This is a genomic window from Fluviispira multicolorata, from assembly GCF_009208585.1.
GTDB classification, from domain to species: domain Bacteria; phylum Bdellovibrionota_B; class Oligoflexia; order Silvanigrellales; family Silvanigrellaceae; genus Silvanigrella; species Silvanigrella multicolorata.
The window spans coordinates 55,717-78,460 of the sequence record NZ_WFLN01000006.1 but is presented as its reverse complement, the minus strand read 5'-3'; the positions used below and the strand labels follow the sequence as shown (position 1 = coordinate 78,460).

The 22,744-nt window shown below is 27.8% G+C and carries 16 protein-coding genes; 15 read left to right on the top strand and 1 reads right to left on the bottom strand.

All coding sequences use genetic code 11. The annotated features are described in order from the left end of the window. The first annotated feature begins 60 nt into the window (after positions 1–60). The 15 genes from GCL57_RS06775 to GCL57_RS06705 all read left to right on the top strand — a co-directional run bounded on the left by GCL57_RS06775 (position 61) and on the right by GCL57_RS06705 (position 21,564). Positions 61–690, top strand: a complete 630-nt coding sequence (locus tag GCL57_RS06775; protein ID WP_152212601.1) for a hypothetical protein — start codon at positions 61–63, stop codon at positions 688–690. Continuing rightward, complete coding sequence (locus GCL57_RS06770) at positions 687–3,209, top strand: hypothetical protein (protein ID WP_152212600.1); 2,523 nt, start codon at positions 687–689, stop codon at positions 3,207–3,209. The genes GCL57_RS06775 and GCL57_RS06770 overlap by 4 nt, the downstream gene beginning before the upstream one ends. Continuing rightward, positions 3,206–6,358 (top strand): tetratricopeptide repeat protein, encoded by a 3,153-nt coding sequence (locus GCL57_RS06765; RefSeq protein ID WP_152212599.1) that lies wholly within the window; start codon positions 3,206–3,208, stop codon positions 6,356–6,358. Before GCL57_RS06770 ends, GCL57_RS06765 begins: the two co-directional genes overlap by 4 nt. After that, on the top strand, positions 6,355–7,512 hold the full coding sequence (locus GCL57_RS06760; protein ID WP_152212598.1) for a tetratricopeptide repeat protein: 1,158 nt from the start codon (positions 6,355–6,357) through the stop codon (positions 7,510–7,512). Before GCL57_RS06765 ends, GCL57_RS06760 begins: the two co-directional genes overlap by 4 nt. Before the next feature lie 171 nt (positions 7,513–7,683). Further along, positions 7,684–7,986 (top strand): RNA recognition motif domain-containing protein, encoded by a 303-nt coding sequence (locus GCL57_RS06755; protein WP_152212597.1) that lies wholly within the window; start codon positions 7,684–7,686, stop codon positions 7,984–7,986. 325 nt (positions 7,987–8,311) lie between these two features. Then, positions 8,312–9,721, top strand: a complete 1,410-nt coding sequence (locus GCL57_RS06750) for an undecaprenyl-phosphate glucose phosphotransferase (RefSeq protein WP_152212596.1) — start codon at positions 8,312–8,314, stop codon at positions 9,719–9,721. Positions 9,722–10,064: 343 nt separating this feature from the next. Continuing rightward, positions 10,065–11,486: an undecaprenyl-phosphate glucose phosphotransferase gene (locus tag GCL57_RS06745; protein WP_152212595.1), complete on the top strand. Its 1,422-nt coding sequence runs from the start codon at positions 10,065–10,067 to the stop codon at positions 11,484–11,486. Positions 11,487–11,530: 44 nt separating this feature from the next. Next, positions 11,531–11,974 (top strand): low molecular weight protein-tyrosine-phosphatase, encoded by a 444-nt coding sequence (locus GCL57_RS06740; protein ID WP_152212594.1) that lies wholly within the window; start codon positions 11,531–11,533, stop codon positions 11,972–11,974. A 24-nt stretch (positions 11,975–11,998) separates the two neighbouring features. Then, positions 11,999–13,201 carry a polysaccharide biosynthesis/export family protein gene (locus GCL57_RS06735; protein WP_152212593.1) on the top strand — a complete coding sequence of 401 codons (1,203 nt, stop codon included), beginning with the start codon at positions 11,999–12,001 and terminating at the stop codon, positions 13,199–13,201. A 17-nt stretch (positions 13,202–13,218) separates the two neighbouring features. Then, positions 13,219–15,465 (top strand): polysaccharide biosynthesis tyrosine autokinase, encoded by a 2,247-nt coding sequence (locus GCL57_RS06730; protein ID WP_152212592.1) that lies wholly within the window; start codon positions 13,219–13,221, stop codon positions 15,463–15,465. Positions 15,466–15,505: 40 nt separating this feature from the next. After that, positions 15,506–16,303: a glycosyltransferase family 2 protein gene (locus GCL57_RS06725; protein WP_152212591.1), complete on the top strand. Its 798-nt coding sequence runs from the start codon at positions 15,506–15,508 to the stop codon at positions 16,301–16,303. Next, entirely contained in the window at positions 16,300–17,466 is a 1,167-nt protein-coding gene (locus tag GCL57_RS06720; RefSeq protein ID WP_152212590.1) for a glycosyltransferase, read from the top strand. Before GCL57_RS06725 ends, GCL57_RS06720 begins: the two co-directional genes overlap by 4 nt. 1 nt (position 17,467) lies before the next feature. Continuing rightward, on the top strand, positions 17,468–18,682 hold the full coding sequence (locus tag GCL57_RS06715; protein ID WP_152212589.1) for a hypothetical protein: 1,215 nt from the start codon (positions 17,468–17,470) through the stop codon (positions 18,680–18,682). Positions 18,683–19,160: 478 nt separating this feature from the next. Next, positions 19,161–19,949 carry a hypothetical protein gene (locus tag GCL57_RS06710; protein ID WP_152212588.1) on the top strand — a complete coding sequence of 263 codons (789 nt, stop codon included), beginning with the start codon at positions 19,161–19,163 and terminating at the stop codon, positions 19,947–19,949. Positions 19,950–20,631: 682 nt separating this feature from the next. Continuing rightward, positions 20,632–21,564, top strand: a complete 933-nt coding sequence (locus GCL57_RS06705) for a hypothetical protein (RefSeq protein WP_152212587.1) — start codon at positions 20,632–20,634, stop codon at positions 21,562–21,564. A 264-nt stretch (positions 21,565–21,828) separates the two neighbouring features. On the opposite strand, the gene GCL57_RS06700 is transcribed toward GCL57_RS06705, so the two are convergent. Further along, positions 21,829–22,701: a tRNA threonylcarbamoyladenosine dehydratase gene (locus tag GCL57_RS06700; protein WP_152212586.1), complete on the bottom strand. Its 873-nt coding sequence runs from the start codon at positions 22,699–22,701 to the stop codon at positions 21,829–21,831. Positions 22,702–22,744: the final 43 nt, after the last annotated feature.

The following is a 22,744-nucleotide window of genomic DNA, read 5'->3' as shown; positions in this document are numbered from 1 at the left end:
TTGCAAAATTTAAGCGAGTCGTTTCTTTAAAAAATGAAATAATAATATATTGAGGTACTTATGAGAAATGTCTTCATAAAATTATCAATATTTCTTACACTTTTTTTGTTTCAAATGCGTGTGTATTCTGATCCTGAATATATACCTCCAGATCCTTTTTTAATAACGGGTGAAAGTGTAGACACTTCTATAGCAGAAGAAATTTCAAATAAATTGGGACAGCTCCAAGATAAAAATAAAGAAATAAGGGCAAAAATCTTAGCTCTTCAAGATATATTTATTTCAAAATTTAAAGATAGAATTGAATTAAAGGTAGAAATTATTTCTGATCAGAAAAAAGAATTGCCACAGTTTGGAGTTATTGAATTAAATGCAACATTAAATAATATTTCAATTGTGAACTATAGTAAACCTATTTTATTTGAGAAAAACATGAATTTACCATTGTTTTTTGGCCCGCTTCCTGTTGGTAAATATGAAATTAAAATTCATGCTATCATTGGACAACAAAGTAATAATTGGCCTTATGTAATTCCTCAAGGAAAATGGATTTTAGATAAAGAATTTATAGTGAATGGGACTTTAAAAAAACCAATTCAGCATATAACTGTTTTATTAAAGGCAGATACTGAAAGTGGCATTCCAAAATTTGAAGTAAATCAAAATAACTCAGAGGAAAAGATAGAATGAGACTTGTTCTCATATTTTTCATAATTATTTTCTTTTTTGTGAGTGAGATATATTCTCAAGATATTGAATATTTAACATCAGAAAAAGATGTCTTTTCTGATAGTGAAAAATCAAAAGTAATACAATGGAAAAACTTAAGAAAAGTGGATACAAATATTGAGAAAATCCTAGGAAACATAACAAGTTTAGCTTTATTTTCAAATACATCTGATATAACTGGAAAATCTAAATTTACGAAGATAAATGAGATTGGATTAGGACAAAATGAAATACGAGTAGAAATGAATTTGCTCAAAGCTCAAGACCATTTACATTTAGGGGATCCATTTGTTGCAAAAGAAATTGTTCTAAATGAATTGAAAAATATCAATACAAAAAATAGGACTCATTTAGTTTGGGCGTATAAAATACTTTTTGAAGCAAATAGATATTTAAATAAACATAATGAATCTATAGAGGTATGTTTAAATATGTTATCTATGTATGGTGAAAATAAAGATTTATTCACTGATAAATGGAAGCTATCATGTTCTCTAGAATTTTTTAAAGAAGCAAAGAGAGAAAAAAAAATTGAAATAGAAAGAAATTTTAAAGAGAAATTAACAGCTTGGAGTAATTCACTCATTGTTAAAAAAGATACTTTTTATATGCCTCTAAGTGCAATCTTTATTTCTCAGACTATAAGATATGTTTATCCAAATAAGATTCTACCAATACAATATTTAGAAAATGCTATAACTCATTCTAAAAGTGGAAACAAGAATTTAGCTAGAGCCTATCTTGCTCTAGCTCTTTTGAAATATGAAATTAAAAATAAGGATGAATCCTTAGCTGTTTTAAGATACTTATCAGGAGATTTTAAAGGCTATGGAGCTCATATAAAATATTTTGAAAATAATGAATCAAGTCAACAAATAGCAAGATTATGTCTTGCAAGATATCAAGCGTCTGTTGGAAATTTAAATGCTGCTGAAACTTGGTACAGGGATGTCTTGTTAGAAAAAAAAATATCTGGAAATGATTTTGTGAAAAATGAAAAGAAAAAAGCATATTGGGAATATGCACAAATACTTTACTCTCAAAAAAAATATTTAGAAAGTGCTAAGCAGTATAAGCTCTCTTTGAAAGATATATTTTATGATCATAATTTTATTATTAATCAGAAGTTTGATGAAAATAGCAAAAAAATTAGAACATCAAATATAATGCTAGCAAAAATACTTTCAAAAACATCTCAGAAAAATTTTGAGGCTGAGGGGCAATTGCTCGAGTTGCTTGGATATGCGGAAGCAGATTTAGATTTTTTAAATAATTTAAAGAATATAAGTAAAGACAATACCGATGAGATCATTCAAAGTTTATTTGCACTTACAAGTCTTAGTTTAGAATATGGGGTGGATAGTAAAGATTCTCAAATGGCTATGCGATTTCGAAATGCAATATCACTTACCGAAGACGAAATTTCAACGATAAGAACAGATCTTGCAAATGCCCTTAATGCAGCAGATTATACATATACTGGTATAATTGAGACCAAAGCAATATCTGCTCTTATGAAGTTAACTCCTATTCTTGATGAGCTAAAACAAATTCTTTTAATTTTGGATCAAATTGAAAGTGGGATTTGGGATCAAGGTAATGTTGGGCTCGAATTTGCTAAGAAAAATCGTTTTGAAATATTGCGTAGAATTAATGCAATGGATGATGAAATCAGTAATTATAGATTAAAAGAAAAAATTGAAGATAAAATATATAAACCCAAGCTTCCTGGATCCTTTCAACTTATTGGTGATAATATTAATGAACTAAGTTCACAAATTGCAGCAACTAATTTTTTGTTTCAAGCTAATGATAAAAAAATTCCAAAGGAAATTCCTTTAGATATTTTAGAATTTCTTGAAAGTGATTTTTCAAGTTACGAAAGAAAAAAGATAAATGATGAGTTTATTAAATTAACAATTGATAATAGAGTGTTTCAATTGTCAAGAAATTTGCAAACAAATACAACATTTCAATTTCAAATTAAAGAAAAAGTATTAGAAAAGAGTTTTGTAGAAATGTTTGAGTTGCATAAAAGAAATAGAAAAAAATCTAATTCAATTGGAGATATTGAGTTTTATAAATCTCTTGATAATACTTGGAGAAGCACCGTATCTGTGTATAATATTCTTAATATTACAATCGATAATATTAAGGAAAGGATCGTAAGTGAAAGAAAAGAAATCTTAGATAGAGTTGATTATATTAAACAACATTTAGTAAATCAAGAAAATCAATTCGAAAAAATTAAGTCAATGACATATTCTGAATTCCAGAATATTACAAAAGATATAGTAAAGCAATTGATCCCAAGGGTAATAAGTTTTAAAGAGTATATAAAAATTGAATTAGCAAATCATAATAAAGAAATTTATAATTTTAAAAATTTTAAAAATAAAGAAATAGAGAAATCAGCGGAAGAACGTGTCAGGTGGTTGAATACTTTAAGAGACACTTCAAAATGGGATCTAATAAGATGAAAAAATATCTTATATATATCGTCCCTATTACTTTAATTTATATATCAAATAATATTTATTCATTAGATGGAATATTTATACCAAAAATACCAGAAAAATCAGAGGTAGTTGATCTAAAAAAGAAAATTAATAACGAACAGATTGAACAAGAAAAAATGATATTTAGAAGTATTTTTGATCTGCACTTCAAGAATTGGAAAGAAGAATTTAATCGAGAAATTGAGTATGAAGATTTTAAAAGTAATAAAAATGATAAAGTAGATGTAGATGAAAACAATCGAGTTAAAGAAGAAAAATTTAATAAAGTTCTAGATTTTTTGAATAAAAGAATTGAAATAAAACATAATAAAATTATTCAAGCAGAAGCTTCATTTAAGTTGGCTCTTTATTCGTATTTTACAAAAAAAATTGATGCCTTAAAAGCTATTGATATATTGGAAAAAGGATTATCTGGTTTTCCAGTTAATGAGGATAATCTTAGATTATTTATAAGAATGAATTTATTTATAGCAGATCTTTTGCTTTCAAATGATAAGCATAAAGAAGCACAAAATTATTTTAAAGCAATTGTCTTGCAAAAACTCGATGCAAATATCTATAGAGAAGAAATTGTTAGAGCTTTTATTGGATTAGGTGATACATATTATTCTATTTTTCAATTTAAAGAAGCATCTAAATATTATTTAAAGGCAAAAGATTTTTCAGATAAAGGCTGGATGTTAAGTGAAGAAAAACTTGCTTTTTTATTAGGGGAAATAAATATTAGGCTCCTTTGGTCAACATTTAGAAATGCTGATTATAAAAAATCTTCTGAGTATGCATATCAATTTTCAAGAGAGAAAGGTCGTTTTGAAAAATATTTTAAAGAGAATATAATGAACGATATTATTCGAGTTGGCGCTATATCACTCTATGAGTGTAAAGACTTAGAATTTTATAAAAAAATAGCCTCCGATTCTTTTGCAGGAGATTTTGCAAAAAAAATGATTGTGAAATCATTTTATTATTTTGCCTCAGCAGGTTATCCTTACGAAGTTGAAAAATATGCACGTGCTGTCGAAAATAGATTTTACTCCTCTCGAGAGTTTCCAAGTTTTATAAAGGCATTTTTGCTTTCTTTAAAGCAAGCAAATAATATGAATAAATATTATGAATTATCATATTTTGGGAGTGCATTTATTGCGAAAGATTCAGTCTGGAAATCACGCTTGGTTTTGACGCAAGAAGAAGAAGATTTTAGAAGAGAACTCATTGCTGATTTATCAGATGAATCAGCAAAGTATTATTATAATATGGGACTTCAAAATCATTTACGCAGTGATTTCCTCAAAAGTGCAGAAATTTACAGCTCTCGTTTAAATGAAAGTTTTAGTTTTGACGCTAAAGGTATTCTGTATCAATCTTATGCTCAGTCTCTTTTTAAAGCTCAGGAATTTGATCTTGCAATAAAGGCAAGTGAAGAGAGCTTAAAATATCCGCTTGATGTTTACTCAAAAAAAATAAGTTGGTTTCAGCTTTTGAATATTACTCGCATGCAAACTGAAAACACTAAAGACACACATACGCTTGAATATAAAAAATATGAAAGTATCGTTGATGGTTTTAATTCAAATTTTCCTTTAGATCCTGAGAGTCGTACAGCTCTTTTTGAAAGCGGAAAGAGAGCTGAAATTTTGGGTGATTTTATAAATGCTAAAGATAGGTATGAAAGAATTTTATCAAGCCCTCCTCTAGAAAGTTATGAGCAGTCAAATGTCGAAAAAAATAAAGTTTCATTGGCTTTAGCCTTGCTATTACAAAGAATGAATCCTGAAAATAAAGATGTTATGGACTCTGCTGGGAATTTAGAGAAATATATAAAAGATTACTCTGTTTCAAAGTTTGCTCAAAATATTGTTCATTTGACAAATCATAAAATAGCAATAGAGTATGCAAAAAGTATTAAATCAGAAGGAAAGATTAGAGAATCTGCAAAATTTTTAGAAATGTGGTCAAAAAATTATAATCATAATCCTAATATTACAGAAGTTTTAGTTGAATCTATTTCAATCTATGCTGAATTGCAGGATTGGGATTATATATTAAACTTAACAAGATATTTTGAGGATAAAATTCTAGATCTTAATAAAGTTTATATTTTAATACTTTGGCAAGCAAAAGCATTAGATGCTTTACTTCAATTTAGAGTAGCAGCTCAGACTTATGAAAAAGCATTTGATTTAAGTAATAATAAAATAGATAATAAATTAATGTTATCTGCATTAGAAAGATCTTCTGAAATATACCAATATTTATTTATGAATGAAGATAGTATTAGAGTAAAAAATAAACTTTATCAACTTTTAATTAAGGTAGAAATTGATCCGATTAAGTTAGCTAAGTTCGAATATAAATATGGTGAATATCTTTTAGAAAATAAGAAATATGATTTATCACGAAAAATATTTTTAAATGGTTTAAAAAGAAAAAAATTAAATAAAGATTTATTTGAAAAAATTGAGATTGGCTTGCTAAATAGCAATTTGTCATTGGAAAAAAATCCAACTGTATATGAAAATAAAATAATAAAATTTTTGGAGAATCACCTTTCTTTTGTTGAAAAGGATAATAGTGAATCATCAAAAAATATTCTTCTAAGTTTAATAAATTCTTCTAATAAATATGATCAAATGAAACTTGATAATGAAATTTTGTATTTAAGTGAAAATTTAAATTTAAAACACATACAAAAAATTGAGAGTACTTTGAACTTTATTAAAGCAAGATTAAAGGTATTGAAGAAATCAACCAAGCTCATCAATGAATATAATGATACTGAAGTTTTGTATGGTAAGATCTTACTAAATCTGGCTGGATATTATCGTCAAGTCTATTATAAAATACACAAGAATGATAATTATTTAGTTAAAGCCGATCAAATTTATATAGAAGCCAAAAAGTATCTTTACAATGCTCTCATGAACGAGGATTTAGGATCTGAGCAAAAGCTAATAGTTTCTATGGAGTTATCTAGGTTTGGAAAAAGAGATTTTTTTATAAAGCCAGAAATAAATATAGAAGATTTTACATCAGAGGCTGCTTTATATAATTTGGTTGATGAAAATTTAAAATCTTCGAAATATATTGCTAAGGAATACGATAAAAAATGAAATATAAATATAGAAGTACAATGAAAATTCTAATATTTAGTTTAACTTTAAACTCATGTGTAACACAGGTAGATAATGACTCTTTTCACTTTGGATCTGGCTTACTTAATCTACCTTATCAAGAGTCCATTTTAATTTATCCAGATACAAGTCAGTCAGAACAACGTTTAATTTTTAGCGAAAAATTTATATTGCCCGACGCTAAGGAATATTTAATTCAAAAAGAAAATGAAAAAGTTAAGATGAATAAGAAAATTGAAATTGATAAAATTCCTGAATTAAATATTGAAAAGCCAACTATTATGGATATTATTGCTTATGCATTTCAGGATTTGAGACGAGGGGATTCTCAAAAAGCAATTGAAAAAATCAATAATATATTAAATGTTTTAGAACGGAATAGATCAAAAACACTTTCAGAAGATCTTGGAGTAAGCCCCTACCGCGAGGCTCATTTAGTATTAGCAATGGCTTTATTGCATGATGGGAATAATTCGGACGCTATTGCTATTTTGGAGAAATTAATTTTATTTTCATCGGCATGGGCAAATGCCTATTTAGTTTTAAGTGATTATTACTTAGACCGAAATTCATTTGAGTTGGCGAAATTAGTTGCATTGAGAGGTATAGATCTTGCAAGTCCGAATCATCCAAGTTTATATGTTTCTTTAGCAAGGGCATATCGAGGGAAAAAAGAATATATACAAGCTCGTCAAGCAATAAATATGGGAATAAGTCTTTTTCCTAAGAATAATGAACTTATTTCTTGGTTAGGAGTTCTTGAATTTGATGAAAAAAACTATATTCAAGGATGTCAGCTCATGCAAAAGGCATTTGAACAAGAAAATGAAAACTCAGCCTTAGCACATAACTATGCGGTTTGTTTATTGCAGGCAAATCAACTTGAGCAAGCAAACCAAATAATGAGGATTGCCATTGCAAATAATCCTTCAAATGCAAAATTGTACTATACAAACGGAATAATTGAAGAAGCAAGAAAGCATTATTTTTCTGCACAAAAATCATGGCAAACATTTTTAAGTTTAGCTAATCAAGAAGAGTTTAATTATAAACTTGTAAAATTTAAGCTCTCTCAAATGAAAATGACAGAGAAAACCTTAGAAGAGAAGCAAGAATTACCTGATTCGCCTTAGAATCGATCAGAAAAGTTTGACTTTTTTTCTTTTGATTTGTAGTATTTATATTACCAGCACGCTCATTTCGTGTTTGATCATTTAAATTTCCGAAAGAGTGTTTTTGGCTGGTGTATTTTTGTGATTTTGCGTTTTTCCTCGTTTTGAGGACGCTCCTTGGAGGCTTGTCTCATGGCTAAGAAGTTATATGTAGGAAACCTTCCTTTTAGTTGCACTGATTCAGATCTTTCTCAAGCTTTTACTCAGTTTGGAAATGTCTCAAGTGCACGTGTTGTTACTGATCGCGAAACTGGTCGTAGCAAAGGATTTGGTTTCGTTGAAATGGAACTGGATAATGATGCTCTCAATGCAGTTCAAAGTTTAAATGGCAAACCATTTATGGGACGCCCCCTTACTGTAAACGAAGCTCGTCCACGAGAAGAAGGAAAACGTGAAGGCGGATACAATCGTAGAGGTTATGACGCACGAACCTAAAATATTTATAGATAATAAAAAAAGAACGCATTTTATATGCGTTCTTTTTTTATTATCTATAAATATTTTAGGTTTTTAAAATACGCATATTTCATAAATTGTTTATAATAAAAAATTTGATTTATTAAGTAGCAAGTTTCTATTGTTCGTTAAAGAAAGTTAGAAAAAGTATTAGCAATTTTTTTTGTTTGTGTTAATAAGTGGGTAGCACGATCATTGTTTTTAATTTAAACAGTTTAATTATTTTGTTATATTTGGTTAAATGTTGTTTTTACGATTAAAATTAATAAAATATTTACCTGCTTGTTTTTGGGTATAAGTATAAATGCATAATTATATATTGAAACAAAATCATACCCCACTTTTCCTGGCATTGCTTCTATTAGATGTAGCTTTATTGTTAATTGCAGAAGTTATTTCATGTAATCTGATTTTGCAAAATGAGATTTCATTCAGTCATATATTTAAGAGTGTGATATCTATTTCAATTTTCATATTTCCCATTTTCTTTCAGATTGGAGTTTATGAACCATTTAGAGACTCCAGTTATACTCTTATAATCAAAAAGTTATATTTTTCTTTTATGGCATTTTTTGCAATATTTTCATTTTTTATTTATCTCATCAACCAAAGCATTTTTTTTGAAAAATTCCAATCCTTAGCGCTTTATTCTATTATTGCTACAAAACTATTTATTGGAAAAAGTATATTTCTAATGCTAATACTTAGATATATTAGAAAAAGAGGACTGAATACAAAAAAAATTGCTATTATTGGTTCTGGTAAAATGGCTCAAATTATTCAGGAAAAATTATCAGAATATCTTTGGACAGGATATCGTGTTTTAGCTTTCATAAAAATTCAGAATGAATTTAAAAGTAAAGATACAATTTCAGGGATTCCTATTTATAGTGAACCAGATGATCTTGTGCATTGGATAGATAAAAACGAAATTGATGAAATTTGGTTTGCTTTACCGCAAGGCAATGATGAAAAAGTTAAAGACATTCTCTGGAAACTTCGCCATAAGCCTATTCCAAAGCGTTACATACCTGATGTCATAAAAGTAGGAGCTCTTTCTCAGGGATTAGTAGATATTGATGAGATACCAATTATAGATTTAGAAAACTCTAAAATAAGTGGAAACTCAGCACTTATTAAAAATATAATTGATAAAATATTATCGCTCTTCATTTTAATCATGATATCACCCATTCTTTTGCTTATTTCCTTTTGTGTAAAATTAACAAGTAAGGGGCCGATATTTTTTAAACAAAAACGTTATGGAATATATGGTAATATCATTACTGTTTATAAATTTAGAACAATGAAAGTTCACTCTGAATCAAAAGTTTTGCAGCAGGCAAGAAAAAAAGATATTCGCTTGACTGTGATCGGAAGTTTTTTAAGAAGCAGTAGCCTTGATGAACTGCCACAGTTTTTTAACGTATTGCAAGGAAGGATGTCTATTGTTGGTCCCCGTCCACATGCGATTAGCCATAATGAATATTATAAGGATTATGTCACGTTATATATGCAAAGACATCTTATTAAACCTGGTATTACTGGATTGGCTCAAGTGAATGGGGCTCGAGGAGAAACAGAAACTATTGAAAAAATGCAGACAAGAATTAATCTTGATATTCAATATATTAAAAATTGGAGTATTTTTTTAGACTTAAAAATAATAATATTGACAATTTTTAAAGGTTTTATGAATAAAAATGCCTATTAAAAATGAGCTTTTCTATTTATGACAAAGGGTTTGTATTAAAATATGCCCAAACATTGATCATAATTCATGATCAATGTTTGGGCATATTTTAATAATAAATATTAGTTTAAATTAGAATTTTGGTATTTAACAATTGATGTAATTGATCTATGAACTTGCTTATTGTTAATCCATAATTAAAATAATATTAAAAAAATATTAGCAAAGCGAAAAAACTGTGCTACTGAAAAGTGTAGTTATTTCAAAGCTACTATTTGTAGCTTGTTATTTTGGAAGTTGGTCGAATGACTTATACATAATAATTTAAATTATTTAGCTATAAATCTTTAGGATATAAATTTAAATGTATGGTAATATTTTAAAACAAAATCACAATTCATTTTTTTTAGCTCTTATTTGTTCAGATATTATATTATTAATAATAGCTGAATTCATTTCTCAGTATTTAATTTTTAATAATTTTATATCAAATCACCAACTATTTAAAAGTGTTATGTCTTCGGCGATTTTCTTGTTTCCAATTTTTTCACATGTTGGAGTTTACACTCCTTTTAGGGCTTCAAACTATCGAATTATTATTAATAAGTTAATTCTTAGTTTTATTCTATTTTTCTCACTATTTTCATTTGCGATTTATTTAATCAATCACGGTATCTTTTATGAAAAAGTGTATTTTTTAACTGTATTTACGATTGTAGTATTTATATTAATACTTATGAGTAGACTGATAATTATGTTCTTTCTCAGAGTTATTCGTATGAGAGGGTTTAATACCCGAGCTATCGCAATCGTTGGAACAGGTAAATTAGCAAAGAGCATTCAAACACAATTGTCTGACTATCTTTGGACTGGGTATAGAATTTCTGCTTTTATTGATGTATCTGAAAAACTTAAAGATTGTGCTAAACCAACATCATTTATTCATGGTATACCAATCTATTTAGAAGCTAAAAATCTTAGTAAATGGATTTCGGACAAAAAGATTGAAGAAATATGGTTTGCTCTACCCAAAGGGGATGAATTAAAAATTAAAGAAATGTTGTGGGAATTACGCCACAAACCTATACCAAAGCGCTACATACCTGAAGTTGTTAGTGTATCGAGTCTTTCACCTCAGTTGGGTGAAGAAGGCGGTATGTTTATCTTAGATATTGAGAATTCTAAGATGAATGGAAGCTCGGTTCTTATTAAAAACTGTGTTGATAAAATCTTGGCGTTCATCATTTTAATTTTTATATCTCCAATTTTAATTCTTATTTCAATTGCAGTGAAAATCACAAGTGATGGACCCGTGTTTTTTAAACAAAAGCGCTATGGAATATTTGGAAATATTATCACTGTCTATAAATTTAGAACAATGAAAGTGCATAATGATAAGGCGATTTTAAAACAGGCACAAAAAAATGATACTCGCTTGACTTTAATTGGAGGATTTTTAAGACGTACAAGTCTTGATGAACTGCCTCAATTCGTCAATGTTTTACAAGGGAGAATGTCAATAGTTGGCCCACGGCCACATGCTATCAGTCATAATGAATATTATAAGGATCTTGTAAATTTATATATGCAAAGACATCTTATTAAACCTGGTATTACTGGACTTGCACAAGTAAATGGATCACGCGGAGAAACTGATACAGTTGAAAAAATGCAAACAAGGGTCAATTTTGATATTCAATATATACAAAGTTGGAGTGTGTTTCTTGACTTTAAAATTATATTTTTAACTATTTTTAAAGGGTTTATTAATAAAAATGCTTATTAATATTTATCGTAATAAATATTTTGAAATCAGCAAGGAATCAAAGAATGAAATTTAATTCTATACTTGTCGTTTGTGTTGGCAATATCTGTCGCAGTCCATATGCGGAAGAAAAGCTTAAGTATTTATTGCGACAGAAAAATTCAGAAATTCCTATAATTTCTTCTGCAGGTATCAGTGCATTGGTTGGTTATCCTGCAGATAAACTTTCAATACAAGTTGCGGCTGAACGAGGTTTAGATCTCTCTTCTCATGTTGCAAGGCAGTTGAGTATTGATATTTTGCAAAAAAATGATTTAATTTTTGTTATGGACACAGAGCAAAAATCTTTTATAGAAAAAAAATATACTTTCACTAAGGGCAGAGTTCATTGTATTGGCTCTTGGAGAAATGAAAATATTATCGATCCTTACCAAAAACCTTACGAGGCATTTTTACGTATGGCTGATCATATTGATAGCTGTCTATTGGATTGGGTTGCAAAAATATAAAAATTGAAAGGGTTCCATCGAAAAATGTTTCAAAGAAAATTATATAATTTAAAAGGACTTTCTTTTTTTTATTCTGTTTTATTTTCAGGCTGTGTTTTTGCCCCTGGTATGCATGTCGAAAATCCTATGGAACAAGTAAATGCAAATGGCGAGTTTGTTACTCCTGAAATAACTGAAATCAATGCAAAGTTCATACAACAAAAATTAAAAAGTGATTTTATCACTCAAGAAGAATTAAAAAAGAGTTATAAAATTCCAGAAGGCTTTACAGAAAATGCAAATGGTTATTCTTATTTGATTGGTCCGCAAGATGTTTTAAGTGTTATCGTCTGGGATCATCCAAATTTATCCAATCCTATTATTGGAGAGGGTATTGGAGACAGTCGTACGGCACCGAGTAATATTGCATCTTCAATTGGTATAACAGTCGATCAAAATGGTTATATCTATTATCCATATGTTGGCGAAATAAAAGTAGCTGGTCTATCTATTATTGAAGTCAGAACTTTGCTAACAAAAAAGCTTTCATTATTCTTAAAAAATCCCCAAATAAATGTTGTGGTATCTCAATTTAACAGTCAAAAAATTTCTGTTGTCGGTATGATAACGGCCCCTAAAGTGATTTCCATTACAAATGTTCCACTCACTATTTTAAATGCTATTACATTATCTGGTGGACCTGTTCGCTGTGGTTTGAGTAATGAAAATGTAACGCAAACTGTTTGTTCAGATTTAACTTCAGTGACTGTTAAAAGAGGAAATAAAACCATAATTGTAGATGCAACTAGTTTAGAATCTCCAAAAGGAACTTCAGAAAACTGGATTTTACAGGATGGTGATGTCGTCACTGTTCCAAGTAATATTAAATCGCAAGTTTATATGCTCGGTTCTGTTTCTTCACCAGGTGCATATAATATAAATGATGGTAACATTTATTTACGAGACTTAATTGGAAGTTCAAAAGGTTTTTCAAATACATCAGCTCCTGAGAATACTTACATTATTCGTAGTTTCAGTAAGAATCCAGAAATATTTTATATTAATTTAAGATCTCCTGATTCTCTTATTTTAGCGAGTCAATTTCAACTTAAACCAAAGGATATAGTATATGTATCCAAATCTAAGCTTACACAATTTAATGAAGTACTTGGGTTAGTAATTCCATCACTGACAACAATAAATCAGACTGTTGATACAGCAGCTGCAATAAAAACACTTAGTAAATAGTAATAAAAAGGTTTTGTATGTCTGAGTTCGTAAAAAGTAGAAGTCAAGTTGATAAAAAAGATACAGTTGAGTTTATAGATGTAAGGCAACTGCTCTCACAGATTTTAGATAATAAATTAATTATCTTAGTATCAATTATAATCTGTTTAATTTTAGTAAGCATTTACTGTATTTTTCGTATGCCGCAGTATTCTACTTCTGTCTTGGTAACGACAAATGCAAGTAAGGGATCAGGTAATCTATCGAGTGTTGTAGGTAAAGTTATACCTGTTTTAGGTTCAGATGATGGAAGTGCTGAAAGATATAGCGAAATATTAAAATCTTATGTGGTTATAGAACCTGTAATCAAGTCTTTAGGTCTTGATATTATCGTAGAACCTAATTATTTTCCTTTTATTGGTAAAAAAATATATTATTCAAATTTAAGAAGTTTTACTAGGGAAAATGAAATTGTAGATCCCGTTTTAGGACTTTCCTCCTTTGCTTGGGGCGGAGAAAAAATTCAGATTTTAAAATTTGAAATCCCAAATAAGTATATAAACTCTATGTTTAAAATAGTAAATTTAGGAAATAATTCTTTTTCTTTAATCGCTCCAAGTGGTAAGGAGGTTTTAAAAGGAAAACTCAATGAATTCATACAGATGCCCTTGGGAAATGGTACAATTAAAATTTATGTTAAATCAATTAATTCAAGAATTGGAGTGGCATTTAATTTACAAAAAATAAATTTAGAAGATTCTATAAAGAGAGTATTAACAGATCTTAATGTTACAGCTGCAGGTAAAAAGACAGATTTAACCTCCCTTACATTTAAAGGTTATGATCCAGAAAAAATTACTCTCATTATAAATGCGATTGCTGACTCATCAGTGCAGCAGGATATTTTGCAAAAACAAGATCAAGCAAAAAAAACCTTAAACTTTTTAAGGGCACAAGAACCTTCGGTAAGAAAAGATCTTCTAAAAGCAGAAACAGAATTAAATCAATATAGAGCAAAATCAGGTAATGTGGCTTTAGAACAAGAAACAAAAATTACAATGGAAAATATTGCTCGTATTCAGGACAGTATTTCTAAATTTTTAGTTCAAAAAGGACAATTAGAACAGAAGTACACTACTGATAGTCTACAAATCAAGGATGTTGAAACAACATTAGCTCAACTCCAACTAGAAAAAACTAAATATGAAAGAAAGTTAAAAGATCTTCCTAGCGCAGATCAGATTGCCTTAGGACTTATGCGGGAAGTTCAAATTCAAAACCAAATTTATATTAACTTAATTGAGAAAATTCAACAGTTTGAATTACTCAAAGCGGGTACCGTGGGTGATGTAGCTGTAATAAACTACGCTCAAATTCCTCTTAGAGATAATAATAAGTCTTTTATATATTTTAGTCTTTTTTCTACAATTAGTTCATTTTTAGCTGCAGTTTCTTATATTATTGTTCGCAAAATTTTATTCGCAGGGATTGAAGATTTTGAAGTTATTGAGAATAAATATGATATTCGTTCTTTATCATCTATTTTACTTAGTAAAAATCATGAATTACAAAAGATTATGTTTAAAAGTGGTAAAATTAATTATCTAAAGTTTCTAAGTGAAATCGATCCATATGATGTGGTTGTAGAAGGTTTTAGGAGTTTAAGAACGAATTTACTTTTTGAGTTGACTCCTGAAAATAATATTATTGCAATATCAGGGCCAAATCCAAATGTTGGAAAATCTTTTGTTTCTGCAAACATTGCAAATATTTTTACAGAAACGGGTAAGAAAGTTCTTCTAATTGATGGTGATATGCGACAAGGAAATATTGAGAGCTTTTTTCAAAATAATTTAAGTAAAATTGGATTTTGTAATTATATTGAAGGTCAAAATGATTTAAATGAAATAATTCAAAAAACACGAATTTCAAATTTAGATTTTATTCCGCGAGGAAGGTATAAAAATGTAAAATCAGAGTTTCAATTCAAGGATAAAGTTAAAGATTTTCTTAAAAATATTTCTAAAGAATATGATTATATAATTATTGACACGGCACCATTCATGTCAGTTACAGACACTTTCGAATTTTGCCGTTATTCAAAACTAAGTCTTATCGTCTTTGGTTTTAGTGAGCATCATGAAAAAGAAATAAGAGAGTATAAAAGAAAATTTGAGAACGCAAATATTACTATTTATGGATTTATAATGAATAAAATTATTGAAAGTAAGAGTAATTTAGGCTCTAATTATTCTTTTAGTTCTAGATATGAGCAGAAAAATTAGTATTAATTATTAATTAATCAACCGAAAGTTTAAAAATAACATGAATGATATTTTGATAAGCGTAATTATGCCTGTATATAATTCAGAAAAGTTTCTTAAGAAAGCAATTGATTCAGTTTTAAATCAATCCTATAAGAATTTTGAATTAATAATTATCAATGATTGTTCTCCTGATAGTTCGGATGAAATTATAAAAAATATTGCTTACAATGAGGAAAGAATTAGATATATTAAATTAGATAAAAATGTAGGTCCAGGTAAAGCAAGAAATATAGGTATCGAAAAAGCTATTGGAAGATATATTAGTTTTTTAGATAGTGATGATTATTATTTAGAGAATAGATTGGAAAAAGCATTTCAATTTATTAAAAAGTACAATTATCCTATAGTCTATACAAGTTTTTATAAGGGGGATATTCATTTAAATATAACTGGTAAATTTAATCCCCCAAAAATAATGAATTATCATAAATTTCTCAAACACTGCGTGTTTTTAACAGGAACTGTTATTTATGATACAAATATTATGGGAAAAGTTTATTACAGTGAGACTCTAAAAACAAGTGAAGATTATGTCTTCTATTTAAATTTATTGCGAAATGGAAATACTGCTTATTGCTTAAACGAAGCTTTGACTATTTATAGATCCACTTCTAATTCGGTTTCTTCAAATAAAGTAAAAACAGCATTAAATCAATGGAAAATTTATAGAAAAATCGAAGGATTAAATATTTTTAGGTCTTTATATTATTTTATACATTATGCAATTTTATCATCAAAGAAAAATTTTATTGACTACAAAAAATACAGTTACATGAGAAGGTTTAGATCGCAATGAATGAATCTTTAATAAATCAAAAAGTATTAATAATTGATCCCTCCTTTTTTACATTTCAATATGATTTGCATTTGTATAATGGTTTGAAAAGTCTGAATTATGATGTTATTCTTGTTGGGTCTCATAAAAAAGCAAAAAATTATTGTAATAAATTTGAATATGTTGGGTTATTTTATAAATTTTCTGATTGTATTAAAAATGATAAAATTAGAGTTTTTATTAAGTGGATTGAACATTTTTTTAATATGGTATATCTATTATACTTCGCGAGAAATTATTCTATCATTCATTTTCAATGGTGCTCAATACCGATTGTAGATAGATACTTTATTAAGTTTTTAAAAATAAGAAAAAAAGTAATCTTTACTTCCCATGATGTTATACCATTTAACGGCAATCCCTCTAGTTTTTTACAGACACTAGGGTGGTCTAATTTGTTAAAAGAATTTCACTATATTATTGTACACACAAAAAAAACAAAATCCCAAATTATTAAATTATATAATATTAATGAAAAATTTATTAAGGTTATTCCACATGGAATACTTTTGTCTTCGAAAGAGCAAACTAAATTAAGTGCTAAATTCAATTTATTAGTTTCAAGCAGTAAAAAGAAATTTTTAGTATTTGGTGCAATAAAACCCTATAAAGGGATAGATATATTAATTAAGTCAATTTCATTAATTAACAATAAATTTTTAAAAAACTGTGTGTTTATTATTTCTGGCAAAGATTATTTTAATCATGCAGAATCTTTAAAAGAACTATCAATTAAGTTGAATGTATCTCAATATATCTTTTGGGATATAAGATATGTTCCTGATGAAGAATTACCAATGATACTTGAATTTGCAGATATTTATTTATTTCCATATAAAGAAATAAGTACGAGTGGAGTTCTTATGACTGTGCTTCCTTATGTAAAACCTATAATTGCAAGTAAAATTGGCATTTTTGAAGAGCTATTAACTGATAAAATTGATTCATTATTGTATGAAAACAATGACGATGAAGCAGAAGCTAATTTAGCAAATAAAATTGAAACACTCTTGAGTAATCCAAGTTATATTCCTCATTTTAAGAATAATATAAGTACTCTTATTATTAATGAATTATCATGGGAAAATATTGCGAGAAAAACTTTTGAATTGTATGAGAGCTAAGATGAGTTATCTTTCTAACGGCAGACTTCTTTTATTTTTGATATTAATTGTGATATTTACACAAAGAGTTTGGGTGAATGGATATTTTCCTTTATCATTTTTAATTTTTTATATTATTTTTATATTATTAGTTTTAAAAGGTAAGATGATTATTAATAAAAATAGATTTTTAATTTTTATATTTTTAATACTTTCTATTATTTTTTCATCAGGATATAATATTTTTTTTTCAACAAGATATACTAGTTTGTTATCTATTTTGTACTTTTTTTTGATTTATATTACTTTTATATTTTCGAGTCCAATTAAAATTTCTTTAGATGATAGAGTTAAAGTATTTAATAATATTTGTATATTATTATTGCTGTCTGCATTTGGTGGTATTCTACAGTTTTTATTGCAGTATATCAATATTCAATTCGATCCCTTAAGCAATCTTCCAGCGGTCCTTTCTCCAAAATTTTATAATATTTTTCCATTTACTGCCTATATGAGTGCCTGGCATAAAAGCAATGGCATTATATTTCTAGAGCCATCATTTTTTTCACAATTTATGGCGGTCGCATTAATTTTAGAAATATTATTTGTTAAAAAATATTGGAGGATTCCATTTTATATTTTTGGAATAATAACTTCTTACTCAGGGTCTGGTTTTATTAGTCTAATAATTTTTGCTTTATTAATTGGCATTAGAAAAATAATTCTTGATAAGAGTATAAAGAATGCAATAATTCTGTTGATGATTATGTTTTTAGGTATTATTGTTCTTACCAAAACGCAGTATGGTGAATATATTATAAATCGTTTACCTGAAGTTATTAATTTTAGTCAGGCAGATTCAAGTGGTTATATTAGATTTTTTGCACCAATTCATGCTATTTTGGTTCTATTAAATAACGCAGATACTTTCTTATTTGGCATTGGTTCTGGTTTAGATAATTTTAAATACTTTGAGGAAGAAATTAAGTATCCAATTAATCCATATTGTATAGCTCAAATATTTATTTACTTCGGAATAATTCCAACTTTTTTTTATATTATTTTTATTTATAAAACATTTATTAGAAAATTTATTTTGAGTGATGAGAATATTTTAATTATATCAGTATTATTTATGTATTTATTTGCATCAGGGGCATTGTTAACTCCCAATATTGTTTTTTTTATTCTTTTGATGAATTATTTTTGCAATACTGATACTCATGATGTTAGGTAAAAATTGCGAATGAGGTAAATGTAGGATCCTATTTAAACTAATAATCTAGTTATTTGAAAACTCTTAGTGATGAGTTTTAATCATGGTTTCAATAAAAATAAGTTCATTTCTAATTTTGGGAACTTCGAAGTAGTGCAAAGATTTTTTAGCAGGGTTAAAAAGTTATGTTGTTATAGTGATAATAAACGGCTCACGTCTTAGTAACTCTAAAATGTTCAATAAACAGAAATTCTATTTGCACGATTAAAACTACTTAGTCACGAGTTGCAACAAAAAAATAGCTTTATTTTTATGATTTACACCTGATGTTCTTTTATCTGTGGAAAAACTTGAGAACTCACCTTGACTAAGCTTATTAAGTAGAAAAATTTTTATATTTAATAAGGAATTTATTTCCTAATGTCAATATATTATTGATTTATTTTTTAATAAATAGCAAATAAAATAATATTATTAATTTATAAAAGTCATGGATTTTATGCTAGAACTTCTTGATCATGCAAGATTGCAATCCTTATCTGCGTTTAATGATTATCTTGCTGGCATATCCATAGATATTACAAAACATGATAATTACGATAGCAGACGCTTTAATACTGGAATTCCTCAAGCATTTGGCAATGAATTTAGAGATTTTCATATTGGTTTATCAGCTATTCACGATAAAGATCATCGTGATGTTCCAATTAATCCTATTTCTGGTTTAGGGTTTGGATTGGGAGATGCAGAAAACCTATTCGCAATTGATACTTTTTTTGGTATTTCAAGTGTCAGCCCTTGGAGCGGTGAAGGTTTTGCCCATGATTCTTATCTAGGATTCAAATTGCACAAAATGATTTTATCTAAAAGTTTTATAGCAGCCGGTTGTGAAAATCTATTTTCATTTGGTCGTGATAGAGGATTATTAAAATCTTATTTCTTAACAGCGGATCAAATTTATGAATTTAATTCTGTGTCCCTAATATTAAATTTAGGAGTTGGAACTGGTAGATTTTATACTTCGGTTTTTAAAAGTCAATTTAATGTTGAATATGATGATGCACTTACAGATTTGGGTGTTTTTGGAAGTTTTTCATTTGTTATTAATAATAATTTTGCATTGCAGCTTTCAAAAGTTGTAGATTCTTTTAGTTTCTCCTCAAGTGTAATGCCTTTGTCAATAATAGGTTTAAGAAGACTCTATTTTGGATTTGCGATAATGGATTTAAGGAGCAACTTAGATCGTGATAATTTAAGTGTGACAATTATGTATGTAAATCAATTTTAATATTTTAAAATTGATAAAATATCTATTACTGTCCTCTAAGAATCAAATTAATAGATTGGTAATTATTTAGATAAAATTTTCTAGTAATGGCAAGTAAATGAATTTTATCATTTTTTAAGAATTAGAAATTTTTATTTGCGAGAAAAAAATTATAATAGTACTATTTTAAAGATTAAATAACTCAAGCTAAATTTGTTTTTTTTGACTACCAACTGAATATTTAATAATTTTATTTTGTAGTATTTTGATTAAATATCAACTAATAATAAAAGCTGAATTGACCATATAATAATAAAAATCTAATTTATTAATTATTTTAGAATAAAACATCTTAATTAGTATTTAAAATTATTAACTTTCTTTTGAATAAAATTGGATTTTATTCATTTAAAAAAAGAAATTCGTTTAAAGTGAGAGCGAAATGTATAAGTATCTATTATATAAACAAAACTTTAAAAATATTTGTAATTATGACTTAAAAAATAATTTAAAATTAATATATTTGTAAAAAAAATTTTGGAAATTAAAAAATGATGATATATATGTGACGGTATTAGATGAAATAGGAAAAATTTCTATAGTCTATAAATAAAAATACATTTTATTATTTTTTATAATTATAAATTAATTCATTATTATTTATAATTTAAATTTTGTTAACTATTCAAAAAGGAGTATTATTATGAATACTAGATTGATTTTTTTAATAAATATATTTTTTATTTTTTCAATTGTAGGATGTGGTAAATCCACAATAGGTAAAAATAATGAAGAAATACAACTTTCAGATACCTATAGCATGAAGTTGTCTTCTAGCAGTTTTGCAGGTGGTAGCTTCACAGCAAAAGCGGACATTAAATGTGAAGATTACAATAAGTCAGAAGAATTATCCGTAAAAGAAACTCACTTTTATATTCCAAATTTTCAAACGTGTCACATTTACATTCAAGAGATAAAATTTGCTGCAAAAAGCAATGAGCAGGCTTTTTTACCTCTGGAGAATAAAGAAATAATAATATTAGCTTTTCAAGCTGCTGGGGATAGCCATAACATATTATTAAATAACTCGATAAATAAGTATATTTATAAAGAGAAAAATACATCTTTAGCAATACTCGTTCAGCCTCAAGTTTTTGGAAAAGAAGTTATTTTTAATTTAGTGAAAAGTAGCACTTTTGATATTCCAGTGCAAAATGAACCAGAAATTAAAATTAAATCAAAGTTTGTAGTTTATGATAATGAAAATATTAAGGAATTATTTAATTTTCATTTGAGAAAATTGCCGCTATCAGGCACTTCTTACAGATATACATTGTATTTTAGGAAAAGCACTGAAGGAGATACTTTATTTAGATCAAATTGTAAAATATTAACTTCTGACACTCCAAGAAGGAATGGGGATGATATTGATAAATTTTATAAACAAACACATCCTAGAAGTCACGATATTGTTGAAAAAGCATTTTTAAAATCAACTGAACTATGTATTAGTAAAATACCATCAAATACGCTTGGAAATTGGGATACTTTATTTGGAAAAGATGTTTACTTTATTTTTAAAACAGATAAAAATAGTTTTACTTCTTATAACACGGTTCGTTTTTCAAATAATTAATCTGTACTCTTACTTTATTGTTATAAATTATTTATGCAGTAAAAAGCGATTTTTAGTTCTCCTTTGAATATGTTAGAGGAGTAAAAAAACTCTTCTTAGCCCCTTTTTTTTGATGATTTTTTCAGTACAAGTTTCTTTCGTCAATTTTTTGGCGAAAGTTTTTGACAGAATAAATATTGGTAGATAGTAAATGGATTTTAAAAAAACTCAATGATGTGATGTCACATCATTGAGTTTTTAGATTTATAACAGAATAATTGATTTTTAGGTCTGACCAAGCTTTAAAACTTTTTTAAATTCATCATATGTCGGGATTTTTTCAAAAGTATCTCTCTTTTTAAAATCAATTCCTTTTAAAAAATGTTGTAAGAGATCACCTGATAACCACATTCCAAATATTGGGGGTAAATAGCTTATTGTACCGAGCATGACTCGTTTGTGCTGACAGGCACCAAATTCTTTTTCAATGGTTGGACAAATGCAATGCCATTCAGTTCCAGGCACTGCTTGTTCAGGATCGATGGGTTCTTCAATTGAGAAGACTGCTCTTATTCCCTCAGTGATTCCGACTTCTCGTAATTTTGCTCTAATTTGTTTTGCAAAGGGATCGACTCTTGTCTCTGAAATGTCAGCACATCTTATTTGTGACGGATCCAACCTGCTTGCTGAGCCCATAGAACTCCAAATTGGTATGTTCAATTTCTTTGACCTTGCAATGAGATCGACTTTAGGGATGAGAGTGTCAATGCAGTCAATAATAGCATCTACAGGTTGTCCTGCTAAGCGTTCCGCTTCTTCAAAAATAAAGTTTTCTTTGTCAGGATGATGATGTTCTGCAATCCCAAAGTATCTTGCAAGAGGGTTAATTTTCTTTAATCTTTCAACTAGAAGTTCTACTTTCTTTTTACCGACTGTGTCGCTAAATGCAAGTAATTGTCTATTGACATTTGTGACGCAGATTTCGTCATGATCCACTATAGTCACTTTTCCAATAGCTGACCGTGCAATTGCTTCAGCTGCAAAGCTACCAACTCCACCAGCACCAACTATAAGAATATGAAGATTTCTAAATCGCCCAAGACCTTCACGTCCAATGAGGAGTTCAAGTCGACTAAATCTATGATTACGAAATGTCATTGTAATTCCTTTTTATATACCAAATTTAGGTAAATTCCAAATC